Annotated in this window: 27 protein-coding genes, 1 tRNA gene and 1 pseudogene; 19 read left to right on the top strand and 10 right to left on the bottom strand. The window is 55.2% G+C overall.

Annotation, left to right across the window (positions count from 1 at the left end):
- The first annotated feature begins 167 nt into the window (after nucleotides 1-167).
- The gene (locus ACXAEW_RS11110; protein WP_474941370.1) at nucleotides 168-1,958 is read left to right on the top strand and encodes a methyl-accepting chemotaxis protein; all 1,791 of its coding nucleotides are present in this window, start codon (nucleotides 168-170) and stop codon (nucleotides 1,956-1,958) included.
- Between the two features lie 220 nt (nucleotides 1,959-2,178).
- Here the strand turns inward: ACXAEW_RS11110 and ACXAEW_RS11105 are convergent, their stop codons facing one another.
- Together ACXAEW_RS11105 and ychF are read right to left on the bottom strand one after the other, a co-directional pair.
- Nucleotides 2,179-3,102 carry a nucleoside hydrolase gene (locus ACXAEW_RS11105; RefSeq protein WP_474941369.1) on the bottom strand — a complete coding sequence of 308 codons (924 nt, stop codon included), beginning with the start codon at nucleotides 3,100-3,102 and terminating at the stop codon, nucleotides 2,179-2,181.
- A 154-nt stretch (nucleotides 3,103-3,256) separates the two neighbouring features.
- Nucleotides 3,257-4,354: a redox-regulated ATPase YchF gene (gene ychF, locus ACXAEW_RS11100; protein WP_474941368.1), complete on the bottom strand. Its 1,098-nt coding sequence runs from the start codon at nucleotides 4,352-4,354 to the stop codon at nucleotides 3,257-3,259.
- 191 nt (nucleotides 4,355-4,545) lie between these two features.
- Here ychF and ACXAEW_RS11095 point away from each other — a divergent pair, with 191 nt between their 5' ends.
- The 6 genes from ACXAEW_RS11095 (at nucleotide 4,546) to ACXAEW_RS11070 (ending at nucleotide 7,740) form a co-directional block, all read left to right on the top strand.
- Complete coding sequence (locus ACXAEW_RS11095) at nucleotides 4,546-5,034, top strand: acyloxyacyl hydrolase (RefSeq protein WP_474941367.1); 489 nt, start codon at nucleotides 4,546-4,548, stop codon at nucleotides 5,032-5,034.
- 105 nt (nucleotides 5,035-5,139) lie between these two features.
- The gene (trpA, locus tag ACXAEW_RS11090; protein WP_474941366.1) at nucleotides 5,140-5,931 is read left to right on the top strand and encodes a tryptophan synthase subunit alpha; all 792 of its coding nucleotides are present in this window, start codon (nucleotides 5,140-5,142) and stop codon (nucleotides 5,929-5,931) included.
- 216 nt (nucleotides 5,932-6,147) lie between these two features.
- Nucleotides 6,148-6,384: a hypothetical protein gene (locus tag ACXAEW_RS11085; RefSeq protein WP_474941365.1), complete on the top strand. Its 237-nt coding sequence runs from the start codon at nucleotides 6,148-6,150 to the stop codon at nucleotides 6,382-6,384.
- 220 nt (nucleotides 6,385-6,604) lie between these two features.
- Nucleotides 6,605-6,796: a hypothetical protein gene (locus ACXAEW_RS11080; RefSeq protein ID WP_474941364.1), complete on the top strand. Its 192-nt coding sequence runs from the start codon at nucleotides 6,605-6,607 to the stop codon at nucleotides 6,794-6,796.
- A gap of 208 nt (nucleotides 6,797-7,004) precedes the next feature.
- Entirely contained in the window at nucleotides 7,005-7,571 is a 567-nt protein-coding gene (locus tag ACXAEW_RS11075) for a L,D-transpeptidase (RefSeq protein ID WP_474941363.1), read from the top strand.
- Between the two features lie 92 nt (nucleotides 7,572-7,663).
- A tRNA-Arg gene (locus tag ACXAEW_RS11070) sits at nucleotides 7,664-7,740 on the top strand.
- A 103-nt stretch (nucleotides 7,741-7,843) separates the two neighbouring features.
- Here ACXAEW_RS11070 and ACXAEW_RS11065 read toward each other — a convergent pair.
- Both ACXAEW_RS11065 and ACXAEW_RS11060 read right to left on the bottom strand, forming a co-directional pair.
- Nucleotides 7,844-9,706, bottom strand: a complete 1,863-nt coding sequence (locus tag ACXAEW_RS11065) for a TniQ family protein (protein WP_474941362.1) — start codon at nucleotides 9,704-9,706, stop codon at nucleotides 7,844-7,846.
- Nucleotides 9,707-10,357: 651 nt separating this feature from the next.
- The gene (locus tag ACXAEW_RS11060; protein ID WP_474941361.1) at nucleotides 10,358-10,921 is read right to left on the bottom strand and encodes a phosphoribosyl-AMP cyclohydrolase; all 564 of its coding nucleotides are present in this window, start codon (nucleotides 10,919-10,921) and stop codon (nucleotides 10,358-10,360) included.
- 185 nt (nucleotides 10,922-11,106) lie between these two features.
- Here ACXAEW_RS11060 and ACXAEW_RS11055 point away from each other — a divergent pair, with 185 nt between their 5' ends.
- Both ACXAEW_RS11055 and ACXAEW_RS11050 read left to right on the top strand, forming a co-directional pair.
- Nucleotides 11,107-11,814 carry a response regulator gene (locus ACXAEW_RS11055; protein WP_474941360.1) on the top strand — a complete coding sequence of 236 codons (708 nt, stop codon included), beginning with the start codon at nucleotides 11,107-11,109 and terminating at the stop codon, nucleotides 11,812-11,814.
- On the top strand, nucleotides 11,811-13,229 hold the full coding sequence (locus tag ACXAEW_RS11050) for a histidine kinase (protein WP_474941359.1): 1,419 nt from the start codon (nucleotides 11,811-11,813) through the stop codon (nucleotides 13,227-13,229). Before ACXAEW_RS11055 ends, ACXAEW_RS11050 begins: the two co-directional genes overlap by 4 nt.
- Nucleotides 13,230-13,747: 518 nt before the next feature.
- Here ACXAEW_RS11050 and ACXAEW_RS11045 read toward each other — a convergent pair.
- The 3 genes from ACXAEW_RS11045 to ACXAEW_RS11035 all read right to left on the bottom strand — a co-directional run bounded on the left by ACXAEW_RS11045 (nucleotide 13,748) and on the right by ACXAEW_RS11035 (nucleotide 15,374).
- Nucleotides 13,748-14,281: a GFA family protein gene (locus ACXAEW_RS11045; protein ID WP_474941358.1), complete on the bottom strand. Its 534-nt coding sequence runs from the start codon at nucleotides 14,279-14,281 to the stop codon at nucleotides 13,748-13,750.
- On the bottom strand, nucleotides 14,281-14,667 hold the full coding sequence (locus ACXAEW_RS11040) for an ACT domain-containing protein (RefSeq protein ID WP_474941357.1): 387 nt from the start codon (nucleotides 14,665-14,667) through the stop codon (nucleotides 14,281-14,283). The genes ACXAEW_RS11045 and ACXAEW_RS11040 overlap by 1 nt, the downstream gene beginning before the upstream one ends.
- 401 nt (nucleotides 14,668-15,068) lie before the next feature.
- Complete coding sequence (locus tag ACXAEW_RS11035) at nucleotides 15,069-15,374, bottom strand: hypothetical protein (RefSeq protein ID WP_474941306.1); 306 nt, start codon at nucleotides 15,372-15,374, stop codon at nucleotides 15,069-15,071.
- A gap of 104 nt (nucleotides 15,375-15,478) precedes the next feature.
- Here ACXAEW_RS11035 and ACXAEW_RS11030 point away from each other — a divergent pair, with 104 nt between their 5' ends.
- The gene (locus tag ACXAEW_RS11030; protein WP_474941356.1) at nucleotides 15,479-16,384 is read left to right on the top strand and encodes a LysR family transcriptional regulator; all 906 of its coding nucleotides are present in this window, start codon (nucleotides 15,479-15,481) and stop codon (nucleotides 16,382-16,384) included.
- A gap of 138 nt (nucleotides 16,385-16,522) precedes the next feature.
- Here the strand turns inward: ACXAEW_RS11030 and ACXAEW_RS11025 are convergent, their stop codons facing one another.
- Both ACXAEW_RS11025 and ACXAEW_RS11020 read right to left on the bottom strand, forming a co-directional pair.
- Nucleotides 16,523-16,888, bottom strand: a complete 366-nt coding sequence (locus ACXAEW_RS11025) for a carboxymuconolactone decarboxylase family protein (protein ID WP_474941355.1) — start codon at nucleotides 16,886-16,888, stop codon at nucleotides 16,523-16,525.
- The gene (locus ACXAEW_RS11020; RefSeq protein ID WP_474941354.1) at nucleotides 16,885-17,643 is read right to left on the bottom strand and encodes an SDR family NAD(P)-dependent oxidoreductase; all 759 of its coding nucleotides are present in this window, start codon (nucleotides 17,641-17,643) and stop codon (nucleotides 16,885-16,887) included. Before ACXAEW_RS11020 ends, ACXAEW_RS11025 begins: the two co-directional genes overlap by 4 nt.
- A 105-nt stretch (nucleotides 17,644-17,748) precedes the next feature.
- Here ACXAEW_RS11020 and ACXAEW_RS11015 point away from each other — a divergent pair, with 105 nt between their 5' ends.
- The 7 genes and pseudogenes from ACXAEW_RS11015 to ACXAEW_RS10985 all read left to right on the top strand — a co-directional run.
- On the top strand, nucleotides 17,749-18,633 hold the full coding sequence (locus tag ACXAEW_RS11015; protein WP_474941353.1) for a LysR family transcriptional regulator: 885 nt from the start codon (nucleotides 17,749-17,751) through the stop codon (nucleotides 18,631-18,633).
- A 655-nt stretch (nucleotides 18,634-19,288) separates the two neighbouring features.
- Entirely contained in the window at nucleotides 19,289-19,624 is a 336-nt protein-coding gene (locus ACXAEW_RS11010) for a DUF4258 domain-containing protein (RefSeq protein WP_474941352.1), read from the top strand.
- Nucleotides 19,625-19,728: 104 nt separating this feature from the next.
- The gene (locus ACXAEW_RS11005; RefSeq protein WP_474941351.1) at nucleotides 19,729-19,905 is read left to right on the top strand and encodes a hypothetical protein; all 177 of its coding nucleotides are present in this window, start codon (nucleotides 19,729-19,731) and stop codon (nucleotides 19,903-19,905) included.
- A gap of 45 nt (nucleotides 19,906-19,950) precedes the next feature.
- Nucleotides 19,951-20,361 (top strand): hypothetical protein, encoded by a 411-nt coding sequence (locus tag ACXAEW_RS11000; RefSeq protein WP_474941350.1) that lies wholly within the window; start codon nucleotides 19,951-19,953, stop codon nucleotides 20,359-20,361.
- A gap of 7 nt (nucleotides 20,362-20,368) precedes the next feature.
- Nucleotides 20,369-20,557 (top strand): hypothetical protein, encoded by a 189-nt coding sequence (locus tag ACXAEW_RS10995; RefSeq protein ID WP_474941349.1) that lies wholly within the window; start codon nucleotides 20,369-20,371, stop codon nucleotides 20,555-20,557.
- 231 nt (nucleotides 20,558-20,788) lie between these two features.
- Nucleotides 20,789-21,130: a hypothetical protein gene (locus ACXAEW_RS10990; RefSeq protein WP_474941348.1), complete on the top strand. Its 342-nt coding sequence runs from the start codon at nucleotides 20,789-20,791 to the stop codon at nucleotides 21,128-21,130.
- A gap of 193 nt (nucleotides 21,131-21,323) precedes the next feature.
- Nucleotides 21,324-21,929, top strand: a pseudogene (locus ACXAEW_RS10985) (IS5 family transposase); the annotation flags it as partial.
- Between the two features lie 236 nt (nucleotides 21,930-22,165).
- On the opposite strand, the gene ACXAEW_RS10980 reads toward ACXAEW_RS10985, so the two are convergent.
- Entirely contained in the window at nucleotides 22,166-22,795 is a 630-nt protein-coding gene (locus tag ACXAEW_RS10980; RefSeq protein WP_474941347.1) for an RNA ligase family protein, read from the bottom strand.
- A gap of 337 nt (nucleotides 22,796-23,132) precedes the next feature.
- On the opposite strand from ACXAEW_RS10980, the gene ACXAEW_RS10975 reads away from it, so the two are divergent.
- Nucleotides 23,133-24,524 carry an MATE family efflux transporter gene (locus tag ACXAEW_RS10975; protein ID WP_474941346.1) on the top strand — a complete coding sequence of 464 codons (1,392 nt, stop codon included), beginning with the start codon at nucleotides 23,133-23,135 and terminating at the stop codon, nucleotides 24,522-24,524.
- Complete coding sequence (locus ACXAEW_RS10970; RefSeq protein ID WP_474941345.1) at nucleotides 24,521-24,952, top strand: glyoxalase superfamily protein; 432 nt, start codon at nucleotides 24,521-24,523, stop codon at nucleotides 24,950-24,952. The genes ACXAEW_RS10975 and ACXAEW_RS10970 overlap by 4 nt, the downstream gene beginning before the upstream one ends.
- Nucleotides 24,953-25,020 lie beyond the last annotated feature (68 nt).

Genomic DNA, 25,020 nt, shown 5'->3' with positions numbered 1-25,020 from the left:
CCTGCGGGCGCGATGTGCCAAGGCACGTTGCGCCCGCATTGCGTGTGGCTGCTTACGTATTTACACCAAGGGGTGATCGTTTTCCCAAAATTTACCTTCTCGGGCTAGCTTCAGCTTAGGTCGAGGGATTCTGCATCCCCCTTCATATTGGCCTGAGGAAAAGTGTAATGGGATTATCCGCACGGTCGCTGATGTTCAAATTCGCGGCGCCAATACCAGCAATGATCTTTCTATGCGCCCTTGTGGGCGTTTTTGCAGTGCCTGCAATGGTGGAACACACCGCCATTAGCCAAGCCAGCACAATGACTGTGCAAAACGCCCATCAGATCCGCTTGATGTTGGCAGAGTCTGACAAAGAGAATTCATATAACTCAGCGCTTTTTGACGAGAGTTTTGATATCGTCATTCATTCCGCTGAAACCGTCGCCGCGGATCCTGAGCTGATGCAGCTTCACGAAGCGCTGGCAGCGTCGCAAGACGGGTTTATCAGGCAGTTCTCGGATAAAACCGGCCAACATATTCTGCGCATTGTGACAGCCGTATCCCCCGGAAAACCCGATGGCGCGCTGCCCGAAAGCGCACTGATTGACATCAAACGCAACATCGATGCCGCAATTAGCCCGGCGGACAAGTTGGCCTGGACGCTACTGAGCGGTTTGGCGGCCCTTGGATGCATTGGTTTGATTATCTCCATCATTACGGCACGGTCCGTTCTACGCCCGATTGACACCATCTGTGAGGAAGTTGACCGGATGGCGGCAGGTGACCTGCAACAAAAGATTTCCACTGCGCAGCGTGCTGATGAAATCGGCAAAATCGGCCGTGCCCTGCAGTCACTGCAAAAAGATCTGTACGCTGCCCATCAGGCAGAAGAAGCAAGGTCCAGCCTGCAGGAGCAGCAAGCCTTTGTCGTGAGCCGCCTGCGGGAAGGATTGAATGCCATGGCCAAGGGCGACCTGACCATCGTGATCTCTGAAACCTTTCCGGAAGATCACGAGCAGCTTCGCCGTGATTATAACCGCACGGTTGAAACCCTGTCAGAGACCATGCACGAGATCGTCGAAACCTCGAACAGCATCCGCAACGGAGCCTCTGAAATCTCTGCAGCTTCTGACGATCTGGCGATGCGCACAGAAAGCCAGGCTGCAACGCTGGAAGAAACCTCTGCCGCGCTGGATGAACTTACGGGAAGCGTGCGTACCGCCGCAGAGAGCACCCGCGGAATCGAAAGCACAATGGGGGAAGCCCGCACCGTTGCACAGGATAGCGACAGCGTCGTGCGCAGCGCCGTTGAGGCCATGAATGAGATTTCGGAGAGCTCGAACCACATCTCCAAGATCATCACGGTTATTGATGATATTTCCTTCCAGACCAACCTGTTGGCTCTGAACGCTGGCATCGAGGCCGCGCGCGCCGGTGATGCTGGCCGTGGGTTTGCCGTGGTAGCCGCCGAGGTCCGCGCGCTGGCCCAGCGCTCGTCGGATGCTGCAATGGAAATCAAGGAACTGATCGGCAACAGCGCCGAACAGGTAGAAAACGGGGTTCAGCTGGTCGGCAAGAGCGGCAGCGCCCTGTCCGCTGTCGTGGGTCAGGTCAGCGATATTTCCAGCCTGATCTCGGGTATCGCGCAGGCTGCTGACAAACAATCCGTTGGCCTGCATGAGATCAACGTGGGCGTATCGCAGCTGGACCAGGTCACCCAGCAAAATGCCGCCATGGTTGAAGAATCCACTGCCGCCAGCCACCTGTTGAAGAATGAGGCCGCAAAACTGGCCGAACTGGTGGCACATTTTGATATTGAGCGGCGCTCCAACGGTGAAATCTTCCTGTTCGATCTTGATGAGCCCGAGGAGGAGGAGGAAGTAGCAGATATTCCTCCGCCGCCACAAACCTCGGCTCGGATTGCGCAACTGGCCGCAGGGGGCTCCTCCCCTTCACGAGAGTGGCAGGATTTTTGATCTGGGCCCTGCGCAGAGCGCCAACAAACAGCGCTCCAGCGCCCTTAACGCAGCCTCATGAGGCGGATATCGGAAATCCCGCTGACCCCTAACCCAAGACCCAAAACTCAGGTCAGAAACTCAGGCCGGATATTCAGGCCTGAACCTTAGACCAGACAATCTTTCCAGAACCTCTGGCTTTCCAGAACCTCTGGCTTTCCGGAACCTCTGGCCCGCCCCGTCAGGGAAGCAGAGCCAGACGTTTCAGGAACTGGGCCTTCACAACATCCGCAGCGACTCCCATGCAGACATGTACCGGTGCGCGGCCACTGTCGGGAGCCGCAAGCGTCGCCCCGATATCTTCTCCTTCGCAGGAAACTCGCAAAGCAACCTTACGCCGGTCAAAATGTTGAGGATGGGTGCAGGCAATAACCGCCGCCGGATCATGGAGCGAGCACCCCTCGAAATCGCGAACCTTCTTGTAGAAGGCGATGTAGAAATGGGACATGTCCTGGAGCATACCGCCCAGCTCTGGGGAATGGGCCGCAATTGCTGTGAAGTCCTTTGGCGTGCACAGGATCCGGTGCGTCACATCCAGTCCCACCAGTGTGACCTTCTCTCCGGCCTGCATCACGATGTCCGCCGCATGCGGGTCATGATAGATGTTCGCCTCTGCAAATGGGGTGATGTTGCCGCCCTCTTCTAGGGAACCGCCCATTATGACAATCGCTTTGACGTTTTTCACAAATTCCGGATCGCGCTCCATCGCCAGGGCAATGTTTGTCAGCGGACCGATGGGGCAAATGACCAGCTCCCCTTTGTGTTCCCGCGCCATACGAGTCAGGAAATCGGCCGCCTCTTCGGCAACGGCCTGCCCTTTGGGATCCGCAGCCGGAATATCGCCAAAGCCTTCAGCTCCGTGCACCTCGGCCGAAGGAGGAAACGGAGGCAGTACCAGCGGTTTGGCTGCCCCCTGGGCCACGGGGATATCATCCAGCCCGGCCGCTTCCAGCAGGCGCAACGCATTGCGGGTGGCCATTTCGGTGGTCACGTTGCCAAAAATCGTGGTCAGCCCCAGGAGATCAATGTCCGGCGCAGCCGCCGCATAGAAAATCGCCATCGCGTCGTCGACGCCGGGGTCAGTGTCAATGATCAGCTTCATCATTATGTCCTTTAAACGCAGCGCGCTGCCGCTGAGCGGTGCACGCCCCTTTTGGAGGTTTGACGCTTGCACGGATTAACATCCCGCTTCAATCAGAAAAGAAAAGCGCGCCTTCGTTCAGAAGACGCGCCCTTCGTTTCAGCCAAACTGGCAGAAATCAGGTGTTGAACAGGAAGTGCATGACATCGCCGTCCTGCACGATATACCCCTTGCCTTCCGCGCGCATCTTGCCCGCTTCCTTGGCCCCGGCTTCGCCTTTGCCTGCAACATAATCGTCATAGGCAATGGTTTCCGCGCGGATAAAGCCTTTTTCAAAATCACCGTGGATGACGCCCGCCGCCTGCGGAGCTGCGGTGCCTTTGGTGATGGTCCAGGCTCGGGCCTCTTTGGGACCTACGGTAAAGTAGGTTTCCAGCTGCAACAGCTCGTAACCTGCACGGATCAGACGGTCGAGCCCCGCTTCGGCCAGCCCCATCTCTTCGAGGAACATGGCCGCTTCATCGGGTTCCAGCTGGCTGATCTCTTCCTCGATCTGGGCAGAGATAATCACATGGCTGTTGCCCTGCGCAGCAGCCATATCGGCCACACGTTTGGAATGATCGTTGCCCTCAACGCTTTCGCTTTCGCCAACGTTACAGACATAGAGCACAGGTTTTGTCGTCAAAAGCTGCAGCATGTCCCAGGCTTTGGCGTCTTCGGCGTCCACCTCGACGAGCCGCGCGGGTTTGCCATCCTCAAGCATCGCTTGCGCTTCGGCAAGCAACCGGTCCTGCTGCTGGGCTTCCTTGTCATTGCCTTTGAGCTTGCGCACCAGATTGGCCCGGCGCTTTTCAATGCTTTCCAGATCGGCCAGCATCAGCTCTGTCTCGATGGTTTCCGCATCGGCCACCGGATCCACGCGATCTTCCACGTGGGTCACGTCCTTGTCCTCGAAACAGCGCAGAACATGAGCGATGGCGTCAACTTCGCGGATATTGGCCAGAAACTGGTTGCCAAGTCCTTCGCCTTTAGACGCGCCTTTGACCAGACCCGCAATATCCACAAATGTCATCCGCGTCGGAATGATCTGGGCCGAGCCTGCAATTTGCGCCAGCGTGTCCAGACGTGCGTCCGGCACGCCCACATCACCGACATTGGGTTCAATCGTACAGAACGGAAAATTGGCCGCCTGCGCCGAGGCGGTTTTGGTCAATGCGTTGAAGAGCGTCGACTTACCCACATTGGGTAGGCCCACGATTCCCATTTTAAAGCCCATCTTGGCCTCCTGATGCCACTTGGAAGCCGCTTCTAGGCAGCAATGCCCCAAGGCGCAAGTATTGCGCGCGTGCCGTAACCATTCGTGTGGAAATGGCGACATTGTGTTCACCAGATTGTCATACCCCCTTTTGCACGGCTGACTTTCGCCTATATGGTTCCAGTCAAACAAAAACACGATGAGGACGTGGGATGAAATCTTTGCTCGCAGGCGCGGCGCTGGCCGTAGCCGTTGCAGGTGGCGCACAGGCACAATCTCTGGTCTTTGGTCTAGGGTATTCGGATTTTTCTGAAACCGGTTCCGAAGACGGTGTGATCTTTGCTGTGGAGCTGCATGGTGATTCCTTTTTCGAACGCGGCAATTTTTCTGCTGGCTGGGGCGGTGTTGCCTCGATCCAAGAAACCGGAGACGCCTTTGTCGGCGCAGGACTGGTTGGGACATTTGATCTCAAAAACCGCTGGTTCATCGAAACCAGCGTGATGCCAGGCGCCTATTTCGACAACGAAGAGGGCAATGATCTGGGCTCTACCTTTGAAATCCGCAGCCTGTTGGGCGTGGGGCGCACATTGAACAATGGCAACGCCGTGTCGATGTCGATTTCGCACAAGTCCAATGCCTCCACCGCGGAGCGCAATCCCGGCGTCAACAGCCTCATGCTGCGCTGGCACAAACCGCTGTAAAGCGCGGCAGGACTAAACGGTTAAAATGGTCACTTGGGCGGCCGGGATTGATTTCTTGTAAAACTTTCGGCACATCAGTGCAGAACAAGGAATAAAGGCACGCCCATGACCCGCATCGACGCCAAATTCGCCGCGCTGAAGGCCGCAGGCAAAAAAGCATTTGTCACCTATGTGATGGCGGGCGATCCCGATTTCGACACATCGCTTGAGATTGTCAAAGGCCTGCCTGGCGCAGGTGTCGACATCATCGAACTGGGTTTGCCGTTTACCGATCCGATGGCAGATGGCGCCACCATTCAGCTGGCCGGTCAACGCGCGCTGGAAGCCGGCATGACGCTGGAACGCACTTTGGAACTGGCTCGTGAGTTTCGCAAAACCGATGACGAAACACCGATTGTGCTGATGGGCTATTACAACCCGATCTATAACCGGGGTGTGGATCAGTTTCTGGTCGACGCCAAGGAGGCCGGGATTGACGGGCTGATCGTCGTTGACCTGCCCCCGGAAGAGGACGAAGAACTGTGTATTCCGGCTCAGGCGGCAGGGCTGAATTTTATCCGTCTGGCCACGCCAACCACGGATGATGCCCGCCTGCCCCGCGTGATGCAGAACACCTCGGGCTTTGTGTATTATGTTTCGATCACCGGCATTACCGGTGCTGCCGAAGCCCAGGCCGCCGATGTTGCACCCGAAGTGGCTCGGATCAAAGCGGCTGGTGATCTGCCGGTCATCGTGGGATTTGGCATCAAAACACCCGAAAATGCCCAATCCATTGCAGCCATCGCGGATGGTGCTGTTGTCGGCAGTGCCATCGTGAGCCAGATTGCGGATGGCAAATCCGTGAGCGAAGTCCTCGATTTTGTCTCAGCTCTCGCGGATGGGGCGCACCGGGGCTAAAGCCCTCTGCCCGCAGCAAAGTATCTCAACCAAACGCCGCTTTCCAAAAGAGCGGCGTTTATTGTGAAATCCAGCGCCTGCCCGCCCCCACCTATCCCAAAGGATAGGAGCAACCTGCGAACCTAACCTTTGTCGCGCCTCAGGATACCAAAGCAACCGGTCCTTTTTTCGATAATTTTCGCATACTGACCTTATCGAGATTGATGGAGACCAGAAATGGACAAGCTTTGGATTAGCGCACTGACGGGAGCACTGACCGGTGGACTGATGTCCAGCACCAGCGTTGTCCTGTTCGGAATGTCGCTCTGGGGCATTCTGATTGTCTATCCCCTGGTGGGCCTGCTCACGGCAGGTATAATTTACGGTTTCTGGAGCCATCTGGAAGCGCCCAAATCCGATAATCAGAGTGCAATCACAGACAACTTTTCCAACGTGGATGCACTTCTGAAGTGAAAGCGAGCGGGGCAGCGGCCCTGAACTCTAATAAAGTTTTAACAGAACTGTAGACAGCTTATCCTTGCCGGAACCTGTCTGCCGATCTTTAGTGACTTCGGGTGATTGCCGAAAGGTTTTGAAGGGTGAGACTGTGGCGTTTTTTGGTTTGACGTGTGGAATGATATTGGGCGGCATTGCGTCCTTTATCGGGTGTTTTGTATTTGGGATGCCATTGTGGATGGGCTTTCTGACCTACTCCAGCTTTGGTGCGGCAACGATGATTGGCGTGGTTCTGACCATGTATTTGCGCCACGATGACAGCGATGACGGGCATGTATTTGGCCCTGACCGCGAAACTATTTTGGATCAGCAATGGCTGGAAACCGCCTCCGGAGAGGCCAAAGGAAACGCCCAGCAGAATGTCGCTTAACGCCCTCAACCCAATTGGCGTCCGTCAGAGAGACCGCGCGAGCCCGGCGTGGTGTTTCTGATGTCGGCCCTGTCCAACAGGGCCTGAACCACGCACTGTTACCCTTTTTGGAGATCACAACCTGCGCTTTGAGGTTGAATCCTGCATTGACCTATTATTAGCCTTCGTCAAGCATAGTTCAGCAAAAATTAAGCTAGCGAGTTGTCACATGATCTCACGCCGTCACTTTGTCGGAATTACAGCCGCCGCCCTGGGCGTTTCTGTATCGCCGCGCTTCTTGGAAGCGGCTGAACCAAAACCCTTTGATCCTGTCCCCCAGGAAGTGAAGATCAAGAAAGCGTTTGAACCGGGTCAGATCCTGGTCCTGCCCCGGTCTTTCTATCTTTATTATGTGACCGAGCCACGCCGGGCGATCCGATACGGCGTTGGCGTCGGTAAAGCCGGACTTGAATTCACCGGCACTGCCGTGATCCAGCGTAAACGCGAGTGGCCAAGCTGGCGCCCAACCCCCGAGATGATAAAACGCGACCCGCGGGCCTATTCGAAATTTGTCGATAACGACTATATCCAGCCCGGCGGCCCAAAGAACCCGCTTGGGGCACGCGCGCTCTATCTGTATCAGAATGGCGTGGACACCTATTTCCGCATTCACGGCACCAACCGCCCTGACACAATCGGAAGCGCCGTTAGCAACGGCTGTATCCGCCTGACAAACGAACATGTTGCCGATCTGTATGAACGGGTTCCGGTGGGTACTGTAGTGACCGTTCTCTGAGAGGGGCTGACGCCAGCGCCACAAGCCATCCGCAAATCAAGATGATGGGTTTTCCTCGCTAACTCCATCTGCTAGACGATTGCCCGTGGTCAGGCCCCTTAGCTCAACTGGATAGAGCAGCTGACTTCTAATCAGCAGGCTGAGGGTTCGAGTCCTTCAGGGGTCGCCATCACTTCTTTATTTGTCATTACAGCATAACAGTGCCCGTTTTGGGCATAAGCGTGCCAAGTGGCTGTCAAGCGGTTTCTCTCGAATCGCCAAAATAAAGCACCTCAATCTTGGTAAGATATTGATTCAAAACTAACTTCCGGAATGACATTAGTAACATCCTGGCGCAGGTAAATTCCCCCATAGTTCCGACCGCTTGGAGTGAACGGCATGATGCCGGCCATCTTCAAGCTGCGGCTCAAGGAGTTGCGGTGTAGCCCTGCCTCCTCGGATAGCATCGTGAGTGTCGTGAACAGCGATCGAAACGCTGCGATGTCGTTCTCTGTCATGTGATAGATTGCTTGCCCCGTCGTGGCGTTCTTCATCAAAGTTGCGGGCGTGTGACCGTCTTGGATGAAGGCAAGAAAAGCCCCTTTCTGACGCAAACCGATGCTGCGGGCAAAGGCCACAGCGGTCGGAGGCTCGACATTGGTCTTCCTTTGATCAATCACGGCCACCATAGATTTGGGCACCACCAGCGACCGATAGCCCCGTTGTTCGGGCAAATACCCCAAGGCCACAGTCCCATCGAAAATACCATCGGTCACGCGCTTCAGCCCGCCCTGATCTTGCCCTCCGGCGACATGTAAAGAAACCCAGCCCTGATCCCCCCGCGCCACGTTCACCGCAGCTTTGAGCAAAGCATCCCGCAGGTTCTGCGCCTGCTCCTTCCGCCATCGCGCTTTTACTTTCGGATCCTTGACCGATGGAGTCAGAACGCCATGTTCGACAAGCCGTTGGAACTGCGCTTTTGTTGCGCCAAGCGTTGCGCATATCGCAGTTGGCCCAACCCAGTTCGGGATCTCGCGCAGGACATCCTGGAAACGATCTGCGTCAAAGGTCTTGCGCGCGGGCGGTCGTTGGTCACCAACGACAAAAGCGCCCTTCTCCGTCAAAATCCTGTCCAGCAGTTCGTCCCCAATACCAGCCTCAGCGGCTGCGCTGGCGACTGAATGCAGTTTCCTTTTCTCGACAACTTGCCCCAACACCACCTCGCCCGCCGCAAATGGCCAATGGTCCAGGATGCAGGCACGCATGATATCACGGAACCCATCAAATTCCGGCGCATCAGCATAGTCCCGGTTCAACACCGCATAAAGCGCGCCAAAGGCCTTCTTCGGCCCATCCCCTGCACCAGATGCCGCCATAACCAGACCGTCGAGAATAGCCCGAAAAGCCGTTGGGCCCTCATTAAGTGCGGAAAACCCAATGGCTTCGGGCCGCCCCGCCTCCACTGGAAGGTCCCTGCTCACAAAACCATGATCGATGATCTGTTGCCCAATATGCTTGCACAGTCTGGCTGCGGCAAAAACCGTGTGGCCCTTAAACCAGGTTTCGTCTTCCCCCGTCCGCAAACGTCTATCGAGCCACAGATCGTAGGCTGTGACATTGAAGGGTGTTTCCTCAGCTTTCGCCGCGCGAAGTGTTGCCTGCAGATCCGAAAACCCCGCCTGGAAGTCCCATCGCCTCAAGGGCGTATCTTCCTCCCAAAGTGGAACAAGTGGCCGGTTGTGCGTGACGCAAACCTTGGCGTCTTTGAGCTGCCACTCTCCGCGATATGTCATGGCCGTCAAAGGCGCCACAGACTGCGCTGCGATATCCGCTCTCAGGCAATCCGGGCACCCCCGCACCACGGGACTTCGTAAAGTGCGCGACGGGACCAGCTCTCCGCGAAATTGCATACGAATGTCACCTGCGGGCCGCCCGGTCCAAGAAACGAGTTCGCCCAGCTGTTCCGCTCGAAGACCAGCAACCTCAGCCAAAGTCTGAAGCGCGACCTCTTCGAAGTTCAACACCCGCTTGAAGGAGAAACCCATGTCTTTGGAAAACTCAACAACACCGAGGCCATTCGCTGCGGCCAATCGAGACAGGAACGAAGGCAAAGTCTCACGTGCTTTGGGTTCCAGCGTAAGGTTTAGAACGGGCACAACGTCTTCCGATTTAGCAATGTTCTGGAGATTTAGAGAACCTTGTAGATACTGCGTGGACCTCAGGGGTTCAACACGACGGGCGGTTTCCGGAAGTTCGCCGCGTCTGCGAGAGGCTCATGTTCAAGAAGGATTAGCGGCCATTCAAGCCCGCACGACCCTTGGATCGATGCTGCACACTGCACTAAGGTCAGCAATGCGCAGATAGCGACATTTGCAAAGTCTCAGGATCTGCCACCTAGGCAACGGTCTCATGCTGCACGAGCAATGGAGGGAACAGACCTTCGCCGCAGATGCAGCCACCAACCACTGTCGAACGGAAGGGAGGCGGACTTTGCCGTCATTCGATTTTGAGCCCTCGCTGGCGCAGCATTCGATTGCGCGGGCAGCGCGGTTTCCTCCGCGCCACAGGAATTGTCGTCACTGCTGACATTCAAACTGCCGCAAACGACCATGAACCAACCTGGGCGTTTGCCAAACCACTCAGTGACACGAAATCCTCGGGACCACGAATGTGGACTTTGAATTTCCAGCTATTTCTGACGCAGCATCAGCTAGCTGGTTCAATGCTTCAAGCCGTTGCGCAAGACGAGGATCGAAAAACAGCCCGCCCTTGCGAAGGGCGGGCCAACTGCTCAAAGACGGGTTAATTTATCCGGCTGGCACATATGGGAAAGACGAGTGGTGAACAGTGATCAGCAAGTCACCGGCATCGTCGCGGGCATACTCAAAGGTGAATTCTGCCTTGGCCTCTTTACCGGTATTGGCGTCGGTGAAGTAATAATTTCCCATGGCGGTTGCGGAATCTGAATCCAGAATGATCCCCGCGTTTTCGAAACGAACTGCGGTCCAGGGTTGGATAGCAAAGCCGTGGTCCTCTTCGACGATACCGCCAACGAAATAGGAAAGGGCTTCTTCTTCGGTCATGCGAAACTGTTGGTCTGCTGCGCGGGTAGGCTTGAACAGAACCGTGCCCTCATCATAGGCGTAAAGCGTGTCCACATGTTCGGCCGCAATCGCGCGATAGTCACCGCCATCCGAATAGGCTTTGCCGATTGCAACGATGCCGTCCCCCCAGATTTTTTCGGCTGCCAACACATCGGCCTCAGTAATTGCACCTCCTGCAAAGGCCGGGCTGCTCGCGGCCAGCAGGGTCAGTGCACCTGCGACCAGTGCGCCTGTTCGTTTAACCGCTTGGAAGGGCTTGAGTTGCATGTGAATTCCTTTCATGCAGAGCGTTGTTGATGCATGCAAGATAACCGTTTATTGCAGGGCGCACATCTGCCGGACGGTTTCGAATTGGCTCTGCCAAACGGTCTATGCCACCTGGCGGATAACGGCACGAGCGACAGATGTTATGAAGGAAATTAAAGCCCTTTAGATCAGGAGAGCCTCACGCCATGACGGGCGACACTGCCACAACACAGGACCGAAGTTCGCAGAAGAAACTTTTGATCGCGGATGATCACGAACTGGCTCGGTCGGGCTTGCGCGCGATGCTTGGCGGGGAAGACGATCTGGTCATTGTGGGCGAGGCTGTAAATGGCACTGAAGCCGTCGAGCTTTGCCAAAATCTCTCGCCGGATCTTGTTTTGCTGGATGTGCGTATGCCTGGGCTCGATGGCCTGGGCGCGGCGCGCCAGATCCGCGATCTTGGAACGCAGGTCCCTATCTTGATGCTGACGGTTGAGAACAATCCAGACTATCTGGCGCATTCAGTTGCGGCAGGCGCTGTGGGCTATGTGCTCAAGGATGCGTCCCGTGCAGACCTCCTGGCTGCAATCCGGTCGGTGCTAAACGGCGGCAAAGTTCTCGATGGCGGCATGGCAGCGGAATTGATCGGCGCAATGGGTCAGGGCAATACCGGTACGCCCGAAACCTCAAGGCACGCCACGGCAAAGGATGTGGCCTTGACACCGCGCGAATTGGACGTCCTCGAACGGGTGGTCGACGGCATGACGAACAAGGAAATCGCCCGTGCGCTCGGCATGGCGCCGGGGACCGCCAAAGTGCATGTCGAGCGGGTGATTTCAAAGCTGGGCGTGGCCGACCGCACGCAAGCGGCGGTGCACGCTGTCGAACACGGCCTTGTTGCACGACGCCCTTGAAAGCACAGCATCGATATATCGCGGGTTTCTCGCTCCGCTCTCAGGGACTGGCCATAATCGTATTGCCGCTGCTCTCGTTCTTGGGCGCTCTGGCTTGGATCAATCACTCCACCTCCGCAGAGGAAGACGCCGCCAACACCGTGCAACGCACCTTGCGTGCGCAGGACGCCATCGAACGGATCGAAGTGCAATTAGACCGCGCCGCGACCACGGCCGTATTGGCGGGATCAGAAGATGGCACCGTTGAACGAACAGACGCCGCAGAACAGGCGCTCGCTGACCGGTTGGCGCCCATTTTGGAAGAACTGGCGGATGAACTGCGAGATCCCGAACAAATCGAGCGACTGAACCGCATGCGCCCGGCGGTTGACGCGCTCGTGACCCGCGCCGCCACATTGGGGCGTGACCCGATTGGATTTGTCCTGGCTGTGGATGCGGTGCGGCTGGAACTCGACGCCCTGCGGGCGCGCGAAGGCGCTTTGCTGCAGAACCGCCTGACGCAAGAGGACGCAACGCGCCGCAACCAGATACGCGTGATGTCTGCGGCAATCCTGCTCGCCATTCTCAGTACGGTCGCGGTTGCGCTGATTGTCTTTACCGGCATCGTGCGTCGGGTCCGTGCCGTGCAGCGCAAAGCCGAAAATCTGGCACCACGCACCCTGACACTGCCGAATAGGCCACCGGGCGATGAGATAGACGCTCTGGCGGCCTCTATTGATGAAGCAACAAAGCTCTTGGCGGATCGGCAGAGCCGCCTCGAAGATCTTGTCGCCCGTCAGTTCAGGACCCAAGAAGAAGAGCGCCGCCGCGTGGCCTATGATCTGCATGACGGTCTGGCGCAGGTTGCGACCTCGGCACATCAGCATCTGCAAGCTTATGCCGGTCGCTTCCCGCCGGGTGATCCAGAAGCGGCCGCCGCGCTTGATCGCGGTCTCGCACTGGTCAAAACGCTCGTGTCAGAAACACGGACCGTCATCGGCGGCTTGCGCCCTGGTGTGCTCGACGATCTCGGGCTTGGGCCCGCTATCAATGTGGAACTTGAACCCTGTCGGGCAGAGGGCCGTAAGGTCTCCTTTCGCGATGACTTGGAGCACCAAAGGTTGCCAAACTTGGTCGAAACAGTTCTGTTCCGTATCGCCCAAGAGGCGCTCAATAACATTCGCAAACACGCTGGAGAAAGCGCAGCAATTGACATCATACTGAGCTGCTCTGATCGCGCGGCCATGCTCGCTGTCTATGACGATGGCATTGGCTTCGACTTGGCAGAGGCCAGGCCGTCTGCATCCTCGCCGGGGAAAAGTATAGGCCTCGAAGCCATCCGAGAACGCGCAACGTTGGCTGGCGGTTCCGCAGACATCAAAACCCGTCCAGGACATGGTGTCCGCATCGTTATAACCATCCCAATCACTCCCTGAGGTGTAGCTTCAATGCTCGAATGGCTGCTTGTTCTTGTGGCTTGCTAGGCACTTAACTATGTAGATATCGCGATCTTTGGGTTGCGAGCGCGCGCAGCGCGAGTTTGCAATGGCCGAGTCGGGCTCTCAGCCGCCTTGCGGCGGTGCGGCAGCACTGTTGCGGCAAAACAGCGCTCGATCCTACCCGCCTGATGACGCCAGCCAGCCCAAACTCGACATTCGATCCCGGCGCAGAGAGCCCTATGCTGCGGATGCGTGATCCATATGCCAATTTCCCGAAAGCAGCCCTTCGTCGGCCTTGGTGAAGGCTCCCCAATGCTGCGACCGGCGCCAGTGTCAGCGAAGCGCAGTGAGCGACATTTGCAAAGTCTCAGGATCTACCACCTAGGCAACGGTCTCATGCTGCACGAGCAATGGAGGGAACAGACCTTCGCCGCAGATGCAGCCACCAACCACCGTCGAACGGAAGGGAGGCCGGACAAAGCACCATTTCGCTGCGGCTGCGCGAACGACCGTTTTCAGTCGGTGACGACCGGCTTTGCATGGACAGTTGGCTCAATGGGCGTGCCATCATTTTCCGCAGCATGGCGATCAAACATCTTCACGTTTGGCGGCAGAATCGTTCCGGAAGGGGCTTCAGATACGAAGATGTGCTTGCTGTTGTCAGGCCCAACTTTGATCGCGGAGGGATCATCCAACGTTCCAATATATAGACCAATCTTGTCCGGCCACCGTTCAAATGTCAGCGCCAGTTTGGTCCCGCAATGCGAACAGAAGTGTACGTTGATCTCCTTGCCGCTTCCTTCTGACGGTTGTGTATAGGTCGCAGGGCTGGTGCCGCCGAAGCTGAAGTCTTGCTTCTCAAAAACTGGTTGAATCATACGATCCGAACCCGTGGCGCGTTGACAAAATCGGCAATGGCAAATGGTGATCCAAAGCGGCTCAGAACCCGTGTCGTAAGTTACCTGCCCGCATAGACAGCTTCCAGTTAATCCAGTTTGCATTATTTCTCTCAATCGTCTCATTTCGTTTGAAACCAATGCGTTGGGCATTACCCGCTGCAAACATGCCCCGCAGATTCCAGACACCGCACTGCTTTATCGGCATCTGAGGCAGATATTAGTACGTGCTCGCCGTCGTAAGTGCAGACGACAAATACTCCGATGCCATTGGCGGAAAGAGGTTCGATAAGGGACTGGACAATTCCAGCAGCATCAAACGGAAACGGACCAATCGTGCGCAGGCAGGCCCAACCTCTTTCTGATTCCACGTCAGCGGGAACGCGATCTTCAAGGCAGACTAAGGTTGTCTCGTCATCGGAGTTGATAACCGCTTTAAAGCCTGGGCCGTTCAACCAGTCGGGAGCGTCCCCATCGGCTGTAAGTCGAGAAACAGCATAGCGTCCCGGAACAAAACGAATTTGTAGTGTATGGTTCAAAGTTAGGTCCTCCACAGTTTTACTGAAGAAGGACATTCCCAGACATGACCAGTTGCGTCACTTGGGAGCTTCATCTTCTAAGATGATCAATAAGTGTAGGTTAAGCCGCACAGTCGGTGATCGCAAGCTGCCATTCATCCAGCCTACAGCATTCGGTAAATTGGGCTCAAAGCCGCCTTGCGGCGGCGCGGCAGCACTGTTGCAGCAAAACAGCGCTCGATCCTACCCGCCTGATGACGCAAGCCAGCCCTTTCGAGACCTTCACGCGAGGTGGATCAGTGCCATTGCCGCAGGCGCGAAGGAAATCGGCGTTTTCCCAAGAGCGGACTTTCAGACCGCTTTGAACCGCTCCGTGCCACCCCAGTCGCAACGCTTTACAGCGTTTTTTACATCCTCCGCCATCACGCACTCTCTGGCAAGGACAAGAATTCGATGGAAACACTGGTGAGATCGATGAGATCCATCAGGGCCTGAAAGGACCGGCGCTGTGCCATCAAATCATTGGATGCAACGCCCTGTTCGCGCGTCTCCCAGAGATAGAGATCAACCCAATAGCCCCCGTCATCAATGTATAATGTCTGACTGATGAAGCCGGGGAGTGTTTCAAGGTCGGGCAATATTCCGTCTACGGCAGAGACCATCTCATCATTTGAAACTGTCGGCTTTGCCTTCCATTTAACGAGTTCAACAACGCGATTACGCTCCATTACCTAGTCCCTTCCACATGCTGCTTGATTGTGACTTGTCACAGTTTGTTAGCCGTTCTAAGCGTTCTTGATTAGCGATAGTTTCTGAACCATTGTCCTAGATTATGAACAGTAAATTCTATGGCCAAGCTGAAGTGCTCGTTGAAATCGTCCGGCAAGGCTCCATGACCGCCGCAGCGGCGGCACTGCGGCTATCCAAATCGAACGTCAGTCAGAAAATCGCAGAAATGGAGAGTGATCTCGACGCTGTTCTTTTAAAGCGCAATACACGAGCGATTGAGCTGACGCCCGCTGGACACAGAGTATACGGTCTATGCGTGAAAGCCGTAGATGCACTGCAGCTCGCTAGGGGAGAAGTCGGGCACGAGCTTCGAAGCGCCGTCCCCAAGGGAGTTGTGAGCTTGTCCGGTTCGAACCTTTATCTGTCCGAATTCATAATGCCTTTGCTTCCGGGCTTGCGCGAAAACTATCCGTTAGTTCGCATTGATCTAGTCGGGGGCGATTCCCCTGTAGATCAACGCGCCGAAGGCGTTGATCTGCGTATTCGGGTTGGATCAACCGATACCGACGGTGCAAGAACCTATCCGCTTGAGCCACTGGAACGTATTTGCTGTGGTCGAAGCGATCTTATGCTTGAAGCAAGAAAACCTTCTCATCCGAGCGAATTACAGGAGTTGCCACTTATTCTGCGAAGGCAGGAACAACCTGTGTGGGTTTTCAGAAACAGCGGCAAGACAACAAATTACAACGTTACCAACCCCGCAATACATGTGAACAGCTACGAGTTATGTGTTGCCGCCGTTCGCGCTGGCCTAGGAGCCGCGGTTCTGGCCAAAGCTGTTGTTCAGAAAGACATAAACCATGGAAGCATCACTGAACTGCTGTCGAACTGGACGATTGATCCCATCCCGGTTTCATTGGTCGTACCAATATCTAGGCTACGCAAGCCAGAAGTCATGGCTGTAACTCGATACATTTCCAGTAATGTCAAACAAAGTTGCGCCCGCTGAAAGCAGCCTTCAAACACTTTCTCTAGAAAGTCCGTTTCGTCTAAGGTTTTTGGCTGCTGTTCAGCGTGAGCTGCAGTGGCGACAAACCTTAGACTTTGCGGACCTCTGCTTTGCTCTGTCAAAGGTCCGCAATAGTGTTCAACGGTCTTTGCAAATTGACACTAGCGTATTCAGCGCATTGATCGCTGCAGGCAAGCCTCCGTAGAGCGCCATTTGCCAGATTACTTCAGCGATCTCTGTTTCGCTTAGTCCGACTTTTAGACCAGCCTCAATGTTGATACGCAATTGTGGCCCGGTTTGGCCACCCATCGCCGCCAATGCCGCAATTGTCGCGATGTACCGGCTTTTAAGGTCCAAGCCGGGGCGCGCATAAAACTGCCCGTAAGCCATATCTATGACCGTATCCGACATGCCCGGCAGGAGGTGCCCGTATCGTTCATCCAATACCGCCTTCAAACCGGGATTGAGTTCATTCTCCATGGCTGCGCCGGTTTTGTTGATCATCTCAACGCTCCTCCCAGAGTGAAGCCACCATCGACAGTGATGTCTTGACCGGTTACGAATTCGGAGTCCTTGGACAAGAGCCATAGTGCCGTGCCAACAATGTCTTCGGGTTTCCCGTTCCGACGCAGAGGCGTATGGCCTGACAGCCGATTAGAAATTTCGGGATCCAACACCTCATCAGCCATTGGCGTCAGGATAACTCCAGGGCTGATCGCATTTACCCGAATTCCACGCGGCCCCTCTTCGACGGCGCAGACACGCATCATGGCCAGCAAACCGGCTTTGGTTGCGGCATAGGCCGCTGTTCCGGGCATGACAGAATTGGCAGTCCATGACGCATTGATGAGAACCGAGCCACCGTTCATGTGGCGCAGAGCCTTAGCAATGGTCTGTTGCGTACCAATCAGGTTGATCTGAACCAAGGTTTCGAAATCGTCGGCGTCCGTGTCTTGAACGGATTGAAACTCTCCCAATTGTCCGGCATTGGCAAACACGGAGTCTAGCGCCCCATACTCAGCGACAATGGCGTCCATATTCTTCGAAATTTCCTCTGGCTTAGCAATATCACAGACCTGAACACGGGCAGAGCCACCTGCCTGACGTATTTCATCTGCGACGGCCTCAAGCAAGGTTTCCCGCCGCCCCCAAAGCACGACTGTTGCTCCTTCTTGTGCAAGCCCTACTGCAGCTTCCCGCCCCATGCCGGTACCCGCACCGGTGACCAATACCACGCGGCCTTCAAAACGTTTTCTCATGGTGTCTCTCTCATTGCATTGTGTTCGCGTAGGAGCAATTTAGATTGGGAAGGAATTCAGGGTAATTTCCAAATTTATTTCCAGATAGAAAAGGATATCTTTTGAATGGATCTCTTCGTTGCGATGCGCACTTTTGTTGAAGTGTCGCGGGCTGGCTCGATGAATGCAGCTGCACTAAAATTGAATGTCAGCAGCGCATTGGTGGGGCAACGGATCGCGGGATTGGAAGATTACCTGCAGACCCGACTTTTGAACCGGACAACGCGTCAGCAAAGCCTGACGGATTTTGGGCAGATCTATCTGGAACACTGTCAGGATATACTTGAAATGGTGTCCATCTCAGAAGGCAAGGCCAATGATCAGGCCCAACATTTAAATGGGCGACTGCGCATTACCGCACCGGTCAGTTTTGGCACAGCTGCCCTGATGCCTGCCCTCAAGACGTTTACTGAGGCTGCGCCACAGGTTGAGGTCGAGCTATGCTTGTCGGATCGAAACGAGGATCTATTGGCGGATGGGTTTGATGTGGCCTTCCGGGTTGGCCCGCTTGAGGACAGCAGCCTGATACAGGTAAAACTTGCTCCCTACAGAATGGTTGCCTGTGCATCGCCAGATTACCTGGCTGCACATCCTATGCCACAAGACCCTACGGATCTAAATTACCTACAAGCGGTCCTATTTACAAAAACTGGCCGTAAACCCTGGCGCTTTACTAAAGGAGCCGAGACGAAAAGCTGGGCACCCAAAGCGGCCGTCTCGGTCAACTCTGGCCAAGCATTGTTGAACGCCGCAAGGGCAAGTATGGGGATTGTTGTACTACCCGAAGTCCTGGCCCGCGGTGACATTGCTGCAGGCGAGCTTGTTCCGGTCTTGGCCGATTGGTCCCTTCCCATGCAGCCAATGTCTCTGCTCTATCAACGTGACCGATATCAATCCCAAAGGATGCTGGCCTTTATTGAATTTGCCCGTTCTACATTCAAGGCCCGGTGATAACGTGCGGAGCTACTGCACTAGATTTGGAAAGCAGCCGTTCGTCCGCTCTGCAGAAAACGTACCTTTGGGCTCCGAGCCGACTTGCGGCGGTGCGGCAGCGCTGTTGCAGCAAAACAGCGCTCGATCCTACCCGCCTTATGACGCCAGCCAGCCCAAACTCGACGTTCGATCCCGGTGCAGAAAGCCCTATGCTGCGGATGCGTGATCCATATGCCAATTTCCCAAAAGCAGCCCTTCGTCGGCCCTGGTGAAGGCTCCCCAATGCTGCGACCGGCGCCAGTGTCAGCGAAGCGCAGATACCGTACTTTGCAAAGTCGTCGGATTTGGACGATGAGGGACCGTCACATGCTGCAATGCAAAAGGTCAGCTCTATAGGACGGGCACAAAGCGACTGCCGTAAACGCAGTAAACAAACCCACTGGGTTTCTGGCGGATAGGGTCATGGTTTTTCACTTCTAAGTCACACAAGAGTGATCGTTCAACAGCGCTAGATTTCGAAAAACTCGCAAAACGGCCTTGAGCCAAACGCCCTTTATTATAGGGAATTGCTGAAATAGGCAGGTCAAGCGCTGCTGCTGCAGCGGGCGCAGCAGTTACAAGTTATGGAACCTGCCATGCTGTCCGCGCTCTTGTGAATAGTATTGCGCGGCGGTTGGCAGAAATCCAATTTCCCGATATCACCCTCAACGAGAGCCGCCCTGATGATGATGTCGCCGCTGAGACGGAAGATGAAACAGAGGGTTCACCTCAAAATCCGGATGAAGATCCCTGGGAGGATGACGATTGGGAGCCGGAATGGACGGATCATGCTATTGAAGAAATGATGGACGAGGATATTTCCCCTGATGACGTTTACGATGCCATCAACAACCCCCTCGATGTCAGGCCAGGATCAAGTGATAAAGGACCAACGACTGTGTACGAAGGTCCTTGGGCAACCGCTGTGCTAAATGGAAATGGTGCGATTGTGACGGTATGGGCAAACTAGATTCCACTGAGATTGATCCGCTCATAGAGCGGGTCAACTCTGTCCTGTATGAGGATTGGGACCCATTAGGGCTTCGAGGTATTGGAGGGCCTAAGAAGCAATACATGCGCTACGCAACTGAAATCGTGAAAAAAATGCGTTTTTCGGAAGATGAAGCGGCGATATTCCTTTATCTGCAAGAGGTATACGTCCGATGTTTGGGAGAAACGGCATCTGATTGGGATAAAACCCGTGCAGCTGCGCTTGAAATATTTAAAGTTCTGCACGCGTGGCAGCGTTAGGAGACATAATCATTAGGTCGGAAACGTGAGTTGGTAGCCATTGCAATGGATGAAAGATGTCGAGACTGGAATGTTCAGATACGTTTGACGTTCTTCTCGGATGACCCCGATATAGAAAGCTGGCGCTCTGTGGTGCCGCCAGATCCGGAGACGTTGCGCAACAAGGGCAGTCGCAGAGTCAAGCCTGCACTGCCGCGGAGCAGTCTCTTGGGATATGAGACATCCGCGTCAGAGTGGGATGCCAGTTTTGAAGAGCATTGGGACAACCTGAAAACGCGACTGTCCGGGTATGAGAGCGTCTTGACCAAGTTGTCGCAACGCTGCACCAAGGTCAGGTTTTTGATCATTGTCGATCACTACGGGCGTTTTCCACCATTGATCCTGCCGCGCGACTGTCTCGAGATGGTTGAGCGCTATGGCGCAGAGGTGGAGATTGATGTTCTGGACGGGCGATAAATCTTAGATGGCACTGATACACCACGCGGCGAAACACAGGAACGGCCCAAACGGCAAAGCCCGCGTTGTAATTTTTAACGCACTTGGCCAGGCGACCATCAGAACAGCGCCGCTGATCGAAGCGGTCATCACCACCCAGATGGTTGCCGAAAATCCGCACAGGCCGCCAATCCCCGCCATCAGTCACGAAACCTGATTTCAATGGCAATCCGGGAACCGTTCAAGCCGGAGATTTTCAAGATCGGTCGTATGGAACGAACGGTAAGCCAAAGACTGACGTAGATTGGGACGCCGATCACGAAGGTGCTGGCCGCCCTCATGCTCATGATTGGGTAAAAGGCAAGCGCAGCAGAGCGCGCCCCGCAACGGCCGAAGAACTTGGATGGACTGGTGGACGCCGTAAGCCAGATACGGTTAGGTTGGGAGAATGAAGGAAGTTGACAAAAGACTACATGATTTTGAAATTCAAGAAATTCGCCTCGAGGGTAAAGACCTATGCTGGAAAGCTGTATACGGTGGAAGTACCAAGAGAATGATTGCTCAAGGTGTTATCGAGTTATCAATGTGCACTCCCCCACAGCCGGCGATAATTTCTAGAGTAGAAGTTTACGACTTGACAAAGGAAAATTTATCCTCATTTGAGATGGGTAGCAGCGTTTCAGAAACTGGGGATAAAACCGTAGAGGCTGTGATCCTCTCAGTTGAATTTCACACTGATTGGAAATTGGTAGTTTTATGCCGTGGGTATTACATTGCCGAGGATGATTGAGTGAGGCCCTGATTTCCGGTGATTAGTTCTTATGTTTCGATTGTCCGTCGTCATATTTTTGGGAACCAATGGTGGCTCTGTTGCACAAATCTCGTGAGGGATTCATCTTGTGAACCCAGCGTGGTAGCCGGGATGCATGAGCTGACCCACACCCCCGACCTACAAGACCAGGAACTGGCCAGCCTAGCGAGCCATTGAGGCGCCATTGGTTCTAGCCCAATGGCGAGCGAAGCGCTAAAGCGCCGGGGATCGCTGACGATCTGGTTCGACCCTGAGATGAGCTGTGATGGCGTGCCGACAGGCAGGCGTGGCCGACAGCAGACCTATAGCGATGCCGCTATCCAGACGTGCCTTTCGATGAAGGTTTTGTTCGGCATGGCGCTTCGGCAGAGTGAGCCAGTGAAGGCGCCACTGGTTCGAGCCCACTGGCGAACGGTTTCGTCGAAAGCCTGTTGCGGTTGGTTGGTCTCGACTGGGCGGTGCCCGATTTCAGCACCCTGTCCCGCCGCCAGAGTGAGACGGGACCGTGGCCCCTGTGGGGCCGCGAAAGCCCAATCGAACCCTGGCCGTCAACATCCCCTATCGTGGGTCGAAGGGCCCGCTGCACCTGTTAATCGATAGCACCGGGATCAAGGTGGAGGGTGAAGGTGAGTGGCACGCCCGCAAGCATGGTGGTCCCAAGCGGCGCGTCTGGCGCAAGATCCATCTGGGGATTGATGAGGACACGCTGGAGGTTCGGGCCGTGGAGAGGTTCTGTTGCGCAAATCGGCTGATGTCCGGGGTTCCCCTTACCCCGGACACACGTATCCCACGGCCTCGGTGACAGGGATGCCGAGCGCGGTGTATGGGAAACTGACCTTCAAATTTCGCAGACGCAGCGTCGAGCCTAAAGCCTGTCGCGTAAGGGACCGCTTTGGGCTGGCTGGCGTCATAAGGCGGGTAGGATCGAGCGCTGTTTTGCTGCAACAGTGCTGCCGCACCGCCGCAAGGCGGCTCGGAGCCCATACCTCCCAAGTTGTTACCCAGCGGCAAACGTCAGCTGTCCCGGCGAAGGCCGTTTTTGACGATTTGGGCTTTCGTCCAATGAATGTCACTCTGGACATGCCCTTCACGGACATATTTCGCGATATGCGTGGCCATATCGCTTTCAAGAAATGGTGAAATCGACCTCACAACAAAGCCTTCCTGGGTGTTCAGATCCAATAGGTTGAGGACTGAGTTCACTCCAGCGTCATTGAATTTCCCCCGTTGAAGTACAGGGACGGGCATCACGCCCAATTCCTCAAAGCGACCTAGTGTTTCATCCCAGCTCTGGACTTCGTCGCCTACGACCCAAGCAAAGCCGAGGAAATATGACGGTAATTCGTCATAAGCCACTGAATGCTTCGCAAACAAGTATTCCCCTACAATCCTCTCATCCTCGGAGAGACTGGGCGAAATTCCGGCCGCATACGCCTTCATCCAATCCCGCGACGCGTGGTATCCGCTGTCAGGGCTTCGAGCGTGACAACCGCCCGAGAAAATAGTCGTGTTCTCGCCGTCCATTTTTTCGGTGAACACGACTTCGTCGGCGGCCCGCAGATGTGTGAGATCTTGGATGATCTTGTCATCACTCCCGACACCCGGAGAGGTAGGCAAATGGAAAGTACGTCCGTATTTCTTCATGCGAATCTTATGGCAGAGCTGCGTGTCAGAAGAAAGAGCGGCCCTTCAATCGAGATGGAGAACGGTAGCTTTGTCCCGCAACGCAGTCATCCGGTTAGCCCAAGATGCTGCACGGCGTACAAACGGCGGCTCAGGGCGCGCCGGTATTGCTGACTACTTGACTGCAGGATGATCTCTATTTAGAGGGCAAGTAGGCTGTAGACGCCTGCCTTCCGCTGACATTTGTCTTGGTTAAGTTCTGCGACAAACATCTCTATCTACTTCTTTCCGCATATCGCGCGGATGGCAATGCGGATCCCATCTTACACTACGCGATTTGGTTAGAGAGATATGGGATATGACAGATACCCCCACCAATACATTTACCGATGGGCCACTAAGCTCCATTTACATGAAAACCGCGCTCCCGATCATTTTCGTGATGGGGATGAACGGGGTACTATCCGTGGCAGATGCACTGTTTCTGGGCAACTATGTTGGGCCGGGTGCACTGGCCGCCGTGACCCTGATGTTCCCGATCTACATGTTGATCGTGGCGCTTTCCACGCTTGTCGCGAATGGCATGTCGAGCCTTTTGGCGCGGTCCCTTGGCGCAGGCAACATTGATGAGGCCAGAACCACCTTTGCAGGCGCGCACGGCTTGGCCGTCGCATTGGGCGCAGTCCTGATCCTGTTGTTTATCTTCTTTGGTCAACCCGTTGCGCTATTAGCGGCCGGAGGGTCCGAGACATTGGCGCAGGTGGGACTGGTCTATTTGCAGATCACTGTGCTCTTCTCGCCGTTGCTGTTCGTTTTGTCTGTTAATTCTGATGCATTGCGCAACGAAGGGCGCGTGGGTTTCATGGCCGCGATGAGCCTGCTGGTGTCGATTGCAAACATCGCGTTCAACTATGTGCTTATCGCCCTGTTGGACATGGGCGTTGCTGGGTCAGCTTATGGGACGGCCGCGGCGCAAGCGTTTGCCTTTGCGATTATTTTCGCGTTCCGCTTTTGGGGCGAAACATCGCTGAAGCCATCCACATTGATAGCAAATTCTCTATTGGGAAATTGGGGGCGGATCTTCGCGCTAGGAGCGCCCCAAAGCCTGAATTTCATTGGGCTTGCGCTCGGCTCTTCGGCGATCATTGCTGCGCTGCAATGGGTGGGGCAACCGCGCTATGCCGATACGGTTACCGCATACGGAATAATCACTCGGGTCATCACTTTCGCTTTCTTGCCACTTCTGGGGCTATCGTTCGCAATGCAGACGATCACGGGTAACAACTACGGTGCTGAACTCTGGCATAGGTCGGATGCAAGCCTGCGTGTGGCGCTTTGGTTGGCCTTTATCTATTGCGCGGTTGTGCAAGCCATGGTGATGAGCGCGCCCGGCCAGATTGCCAGCGCGTTTGTGGATGACATGGCCATCATTGCGGAGGTTGAGCGTATTTTGCCTGTTATGACCTCGGTCTTCTTTCTGGTTGGGCCATTGATGATGATTGCAACTTACTTTCAAGCAATTGGGCTGGCCGGCAAAGCTGCATTGCTCAGTTTGACCAAACCATATGCTATCGCGATCCCCCTAACGTTTTTGATGCCTGTCTTATTTGGAGAGATCGGCATCTGGTACGCTGGTCCAATGGCTGAAGTGATCATGTTGGGGATCACCGCATGCGTTCTCAGGCACGCCGCGCAAAAGACCGGATTGAAATGGGGCATTTTCCACGGCGGGACAGGAGAGGTGTCATGAACAACCAACTTCCTTCAACGGCGCAGGCAAAGGAGCAAGCGAAACGCCTACGCAAGAAAATGACTGAAGATGGTACGCCGATTGGCCACGCCAAGTCTCTTGAGCTCATCGCCCATCAACACGGGTTCCGCGATTGGAACACAATGTGCACAGCCATCGGAAACAGGCCGCCCAACGGTTGGGCCGTCGGTGAAAAGGTTAAGGGCACCTACTTGTCCCAACCGATTGAGGCAACGGTGATTTCAATCTCGATGGTCAAACCCGGATGGTTCCAATTAGAGCTGGACTTGGACGAGGCCGTTGACGTGGTCACGTCGGACCGATTTTCCAATTGGCGCAAGCGTATTCGCGGTACGGTAGGCCCCAAAGGGCAGTCACTCGAAAAGACAAGTGATGGCAAACCACACCTGCATATTGATCTAGGGTGACGGCAAGAGGCTTTTTTTGATCAGAAGCGGCCATTGGTTTGACTACGGCCAATGGTCGCTTTGTCCCG

The organism is Epibacterium sp. ABZ3_068, assembly GCF_056159265.1.
This window is presented reverse-complemented; position numbering and strand designations above follow the sequence as displayed.

Coding starts and splice junctions, on each gene's coding strand:
- ACXAEW_RS11105 (WP_474941369.1), bottom strand. CDS start 3,102: ATGATGAAGCTGATCATTGACACTGACCCCGGCGTCGACGACGCGATG.
- ACXAEW_RS11020 (WP_474941354.1), bottom strand. CDS start 17,643: ATGAGAAAACGTTTTGAAGGCCGCGTGGTATTGGTCACCGGTGCGGGT.
- ACXAEW_RS10995 (WP_474941349.1), top strand. CDS start 20,369: ATGGCACTGATACACCACGCGGCGAAACACAGGAACGGCCCAAACGGC.
- ACXAEW_RS11055 (WP_474941360.1), top strand. CDS start 11,107: ATGACGGGCGACACTGCCACAACACAGGACCGAAGTTCGCAGAAGAAA.
- ACXAEW_RS11000 (WP_474941350.1), top strand. CDS start 19,951: ATGGATGAAAGATGTCGAGACTGGAATGTTCAGATACGTTTGACGTTC.
- ACXAEW_RS11060 (WP_474941361.1), bottom strand. CDS start 10,921: ATGCAACTCAAGCCCTTCCAAGCGGTTAAACGAACAGGCGCACTGGTC.
- ACXAEW_RS11095 (WP_474941367.1), top strand. CDS start 4,546: ATGAAATCTTTGCTCGCAGGCGCGGCGCTGGCCGTAGCCGTTGCAGGT.
- ACXAEW_RS11045 (WP_474941358.1), bottom strand. CDS start 14,281: ATGCCCAACGCATTGGTTTCAAACGAAATGAGACGATTGAGAGAAATA.
- ACXAEW_RS11015 (WP_474941353.1), top strand. CDS start 17,749: ATGGATCTCTTCGTTGCGATGCGCACTTTTGTTGAAGTGTCGCGGGCT.
- ACXAEW_RS11025 (WP_474941355.1), bottom strand. CDS start 16,888: ATGATCAACAAAACCGGCGCAGCCATGGAGAATGAACTCAATCCCGGT.
- ACXAEW_RS11080 (WP_474941364.1), top strand. CDS start 6,605: ATGGGCTTTCTGACCTACTCCAGCTTTGGTGCGGCAACGATGATTGGC.
- ACXAEW_RS10980 (WP_474941347.1), bottom strand. CDS start 22,795: ATGAAGAAATACGGACGTACTTTCCATTTGCCTACCTCTCCGGGTGTC.
- ACXAEW_RS10990 (WP_474941348.1), top strand. CDS start 20,789: ATGAAGGAAGTTGACAAAAGACTACATGATTTTGAAATTCAAGAAATT.
- ychF (WP_474941368.1), bottom strand. CDS start 4,354: ATGGGCTTTAAAATGGGAATCGTGGGCCTACCCAATGTGGGTAAGTCG.
- ACXAEW_RS11075 (WP_474941363.1), top strand. CDS start 7,005: ATGATCTCACGCCGTCACTTTGTCGGAATTACAGCCGCCGCCCTGGGC.
- ACXAEW_RS11030 (WP_474941356.1), top strand. CDS start 15,479: ATGAACAGTAAATTCTATGGCCAAGCTGAAGTGCTCGTTGAAATCGTC.
- ACXAEW_RS10975 (WP_474941346.1), top strand. CDS start 23,133: ATGACAGATACCCCCACCAATACATTTACCGATGGGCCACTAAGCTCC.
- ACXAEW_RS11085 (WP_474941365.1), top strand. CDS start 6,148: ATGGACAAGCTTTGGATTAGCGCACTGACGGGAGCACTGACCGGTGGA.
- ACXAEW_RS11035 (WP_474941306.1), bottom strand. CDS start 15,374: ATGGAGCGTAATCGCGTTGTTGAACTCGTTAAATGGAAGGCAAAGCCG.
- ACXAEW_RS11110 (WP_474941370.1), top strand. CDS start 168: ATGGGATTATCCGCACGGTCGCTGATGTTCAAATTCGCGGCGCCAATA.
- ACXAEW_RS11005 (WP_474941351.1), top strand. CDS start 19,729: ATGCGCTACGCAACTGAAATCGTGAAAAAAATGCGTTTTTCGGAAGAT.
- trpA (WP_474941366.1), top strand. CDS start 5,140: ATGACCCGCATCGACGCCAAATTCGCCGCGCTGAAGGCCGCAGGCAAA.
- ACXAEW_RS10970 (WP_474941345.1), top strand. CDS start 24,521: ATGAACAACCAACTTCCTTCAACGGCGCAGGCAAAGGAGCAAGCGAAA.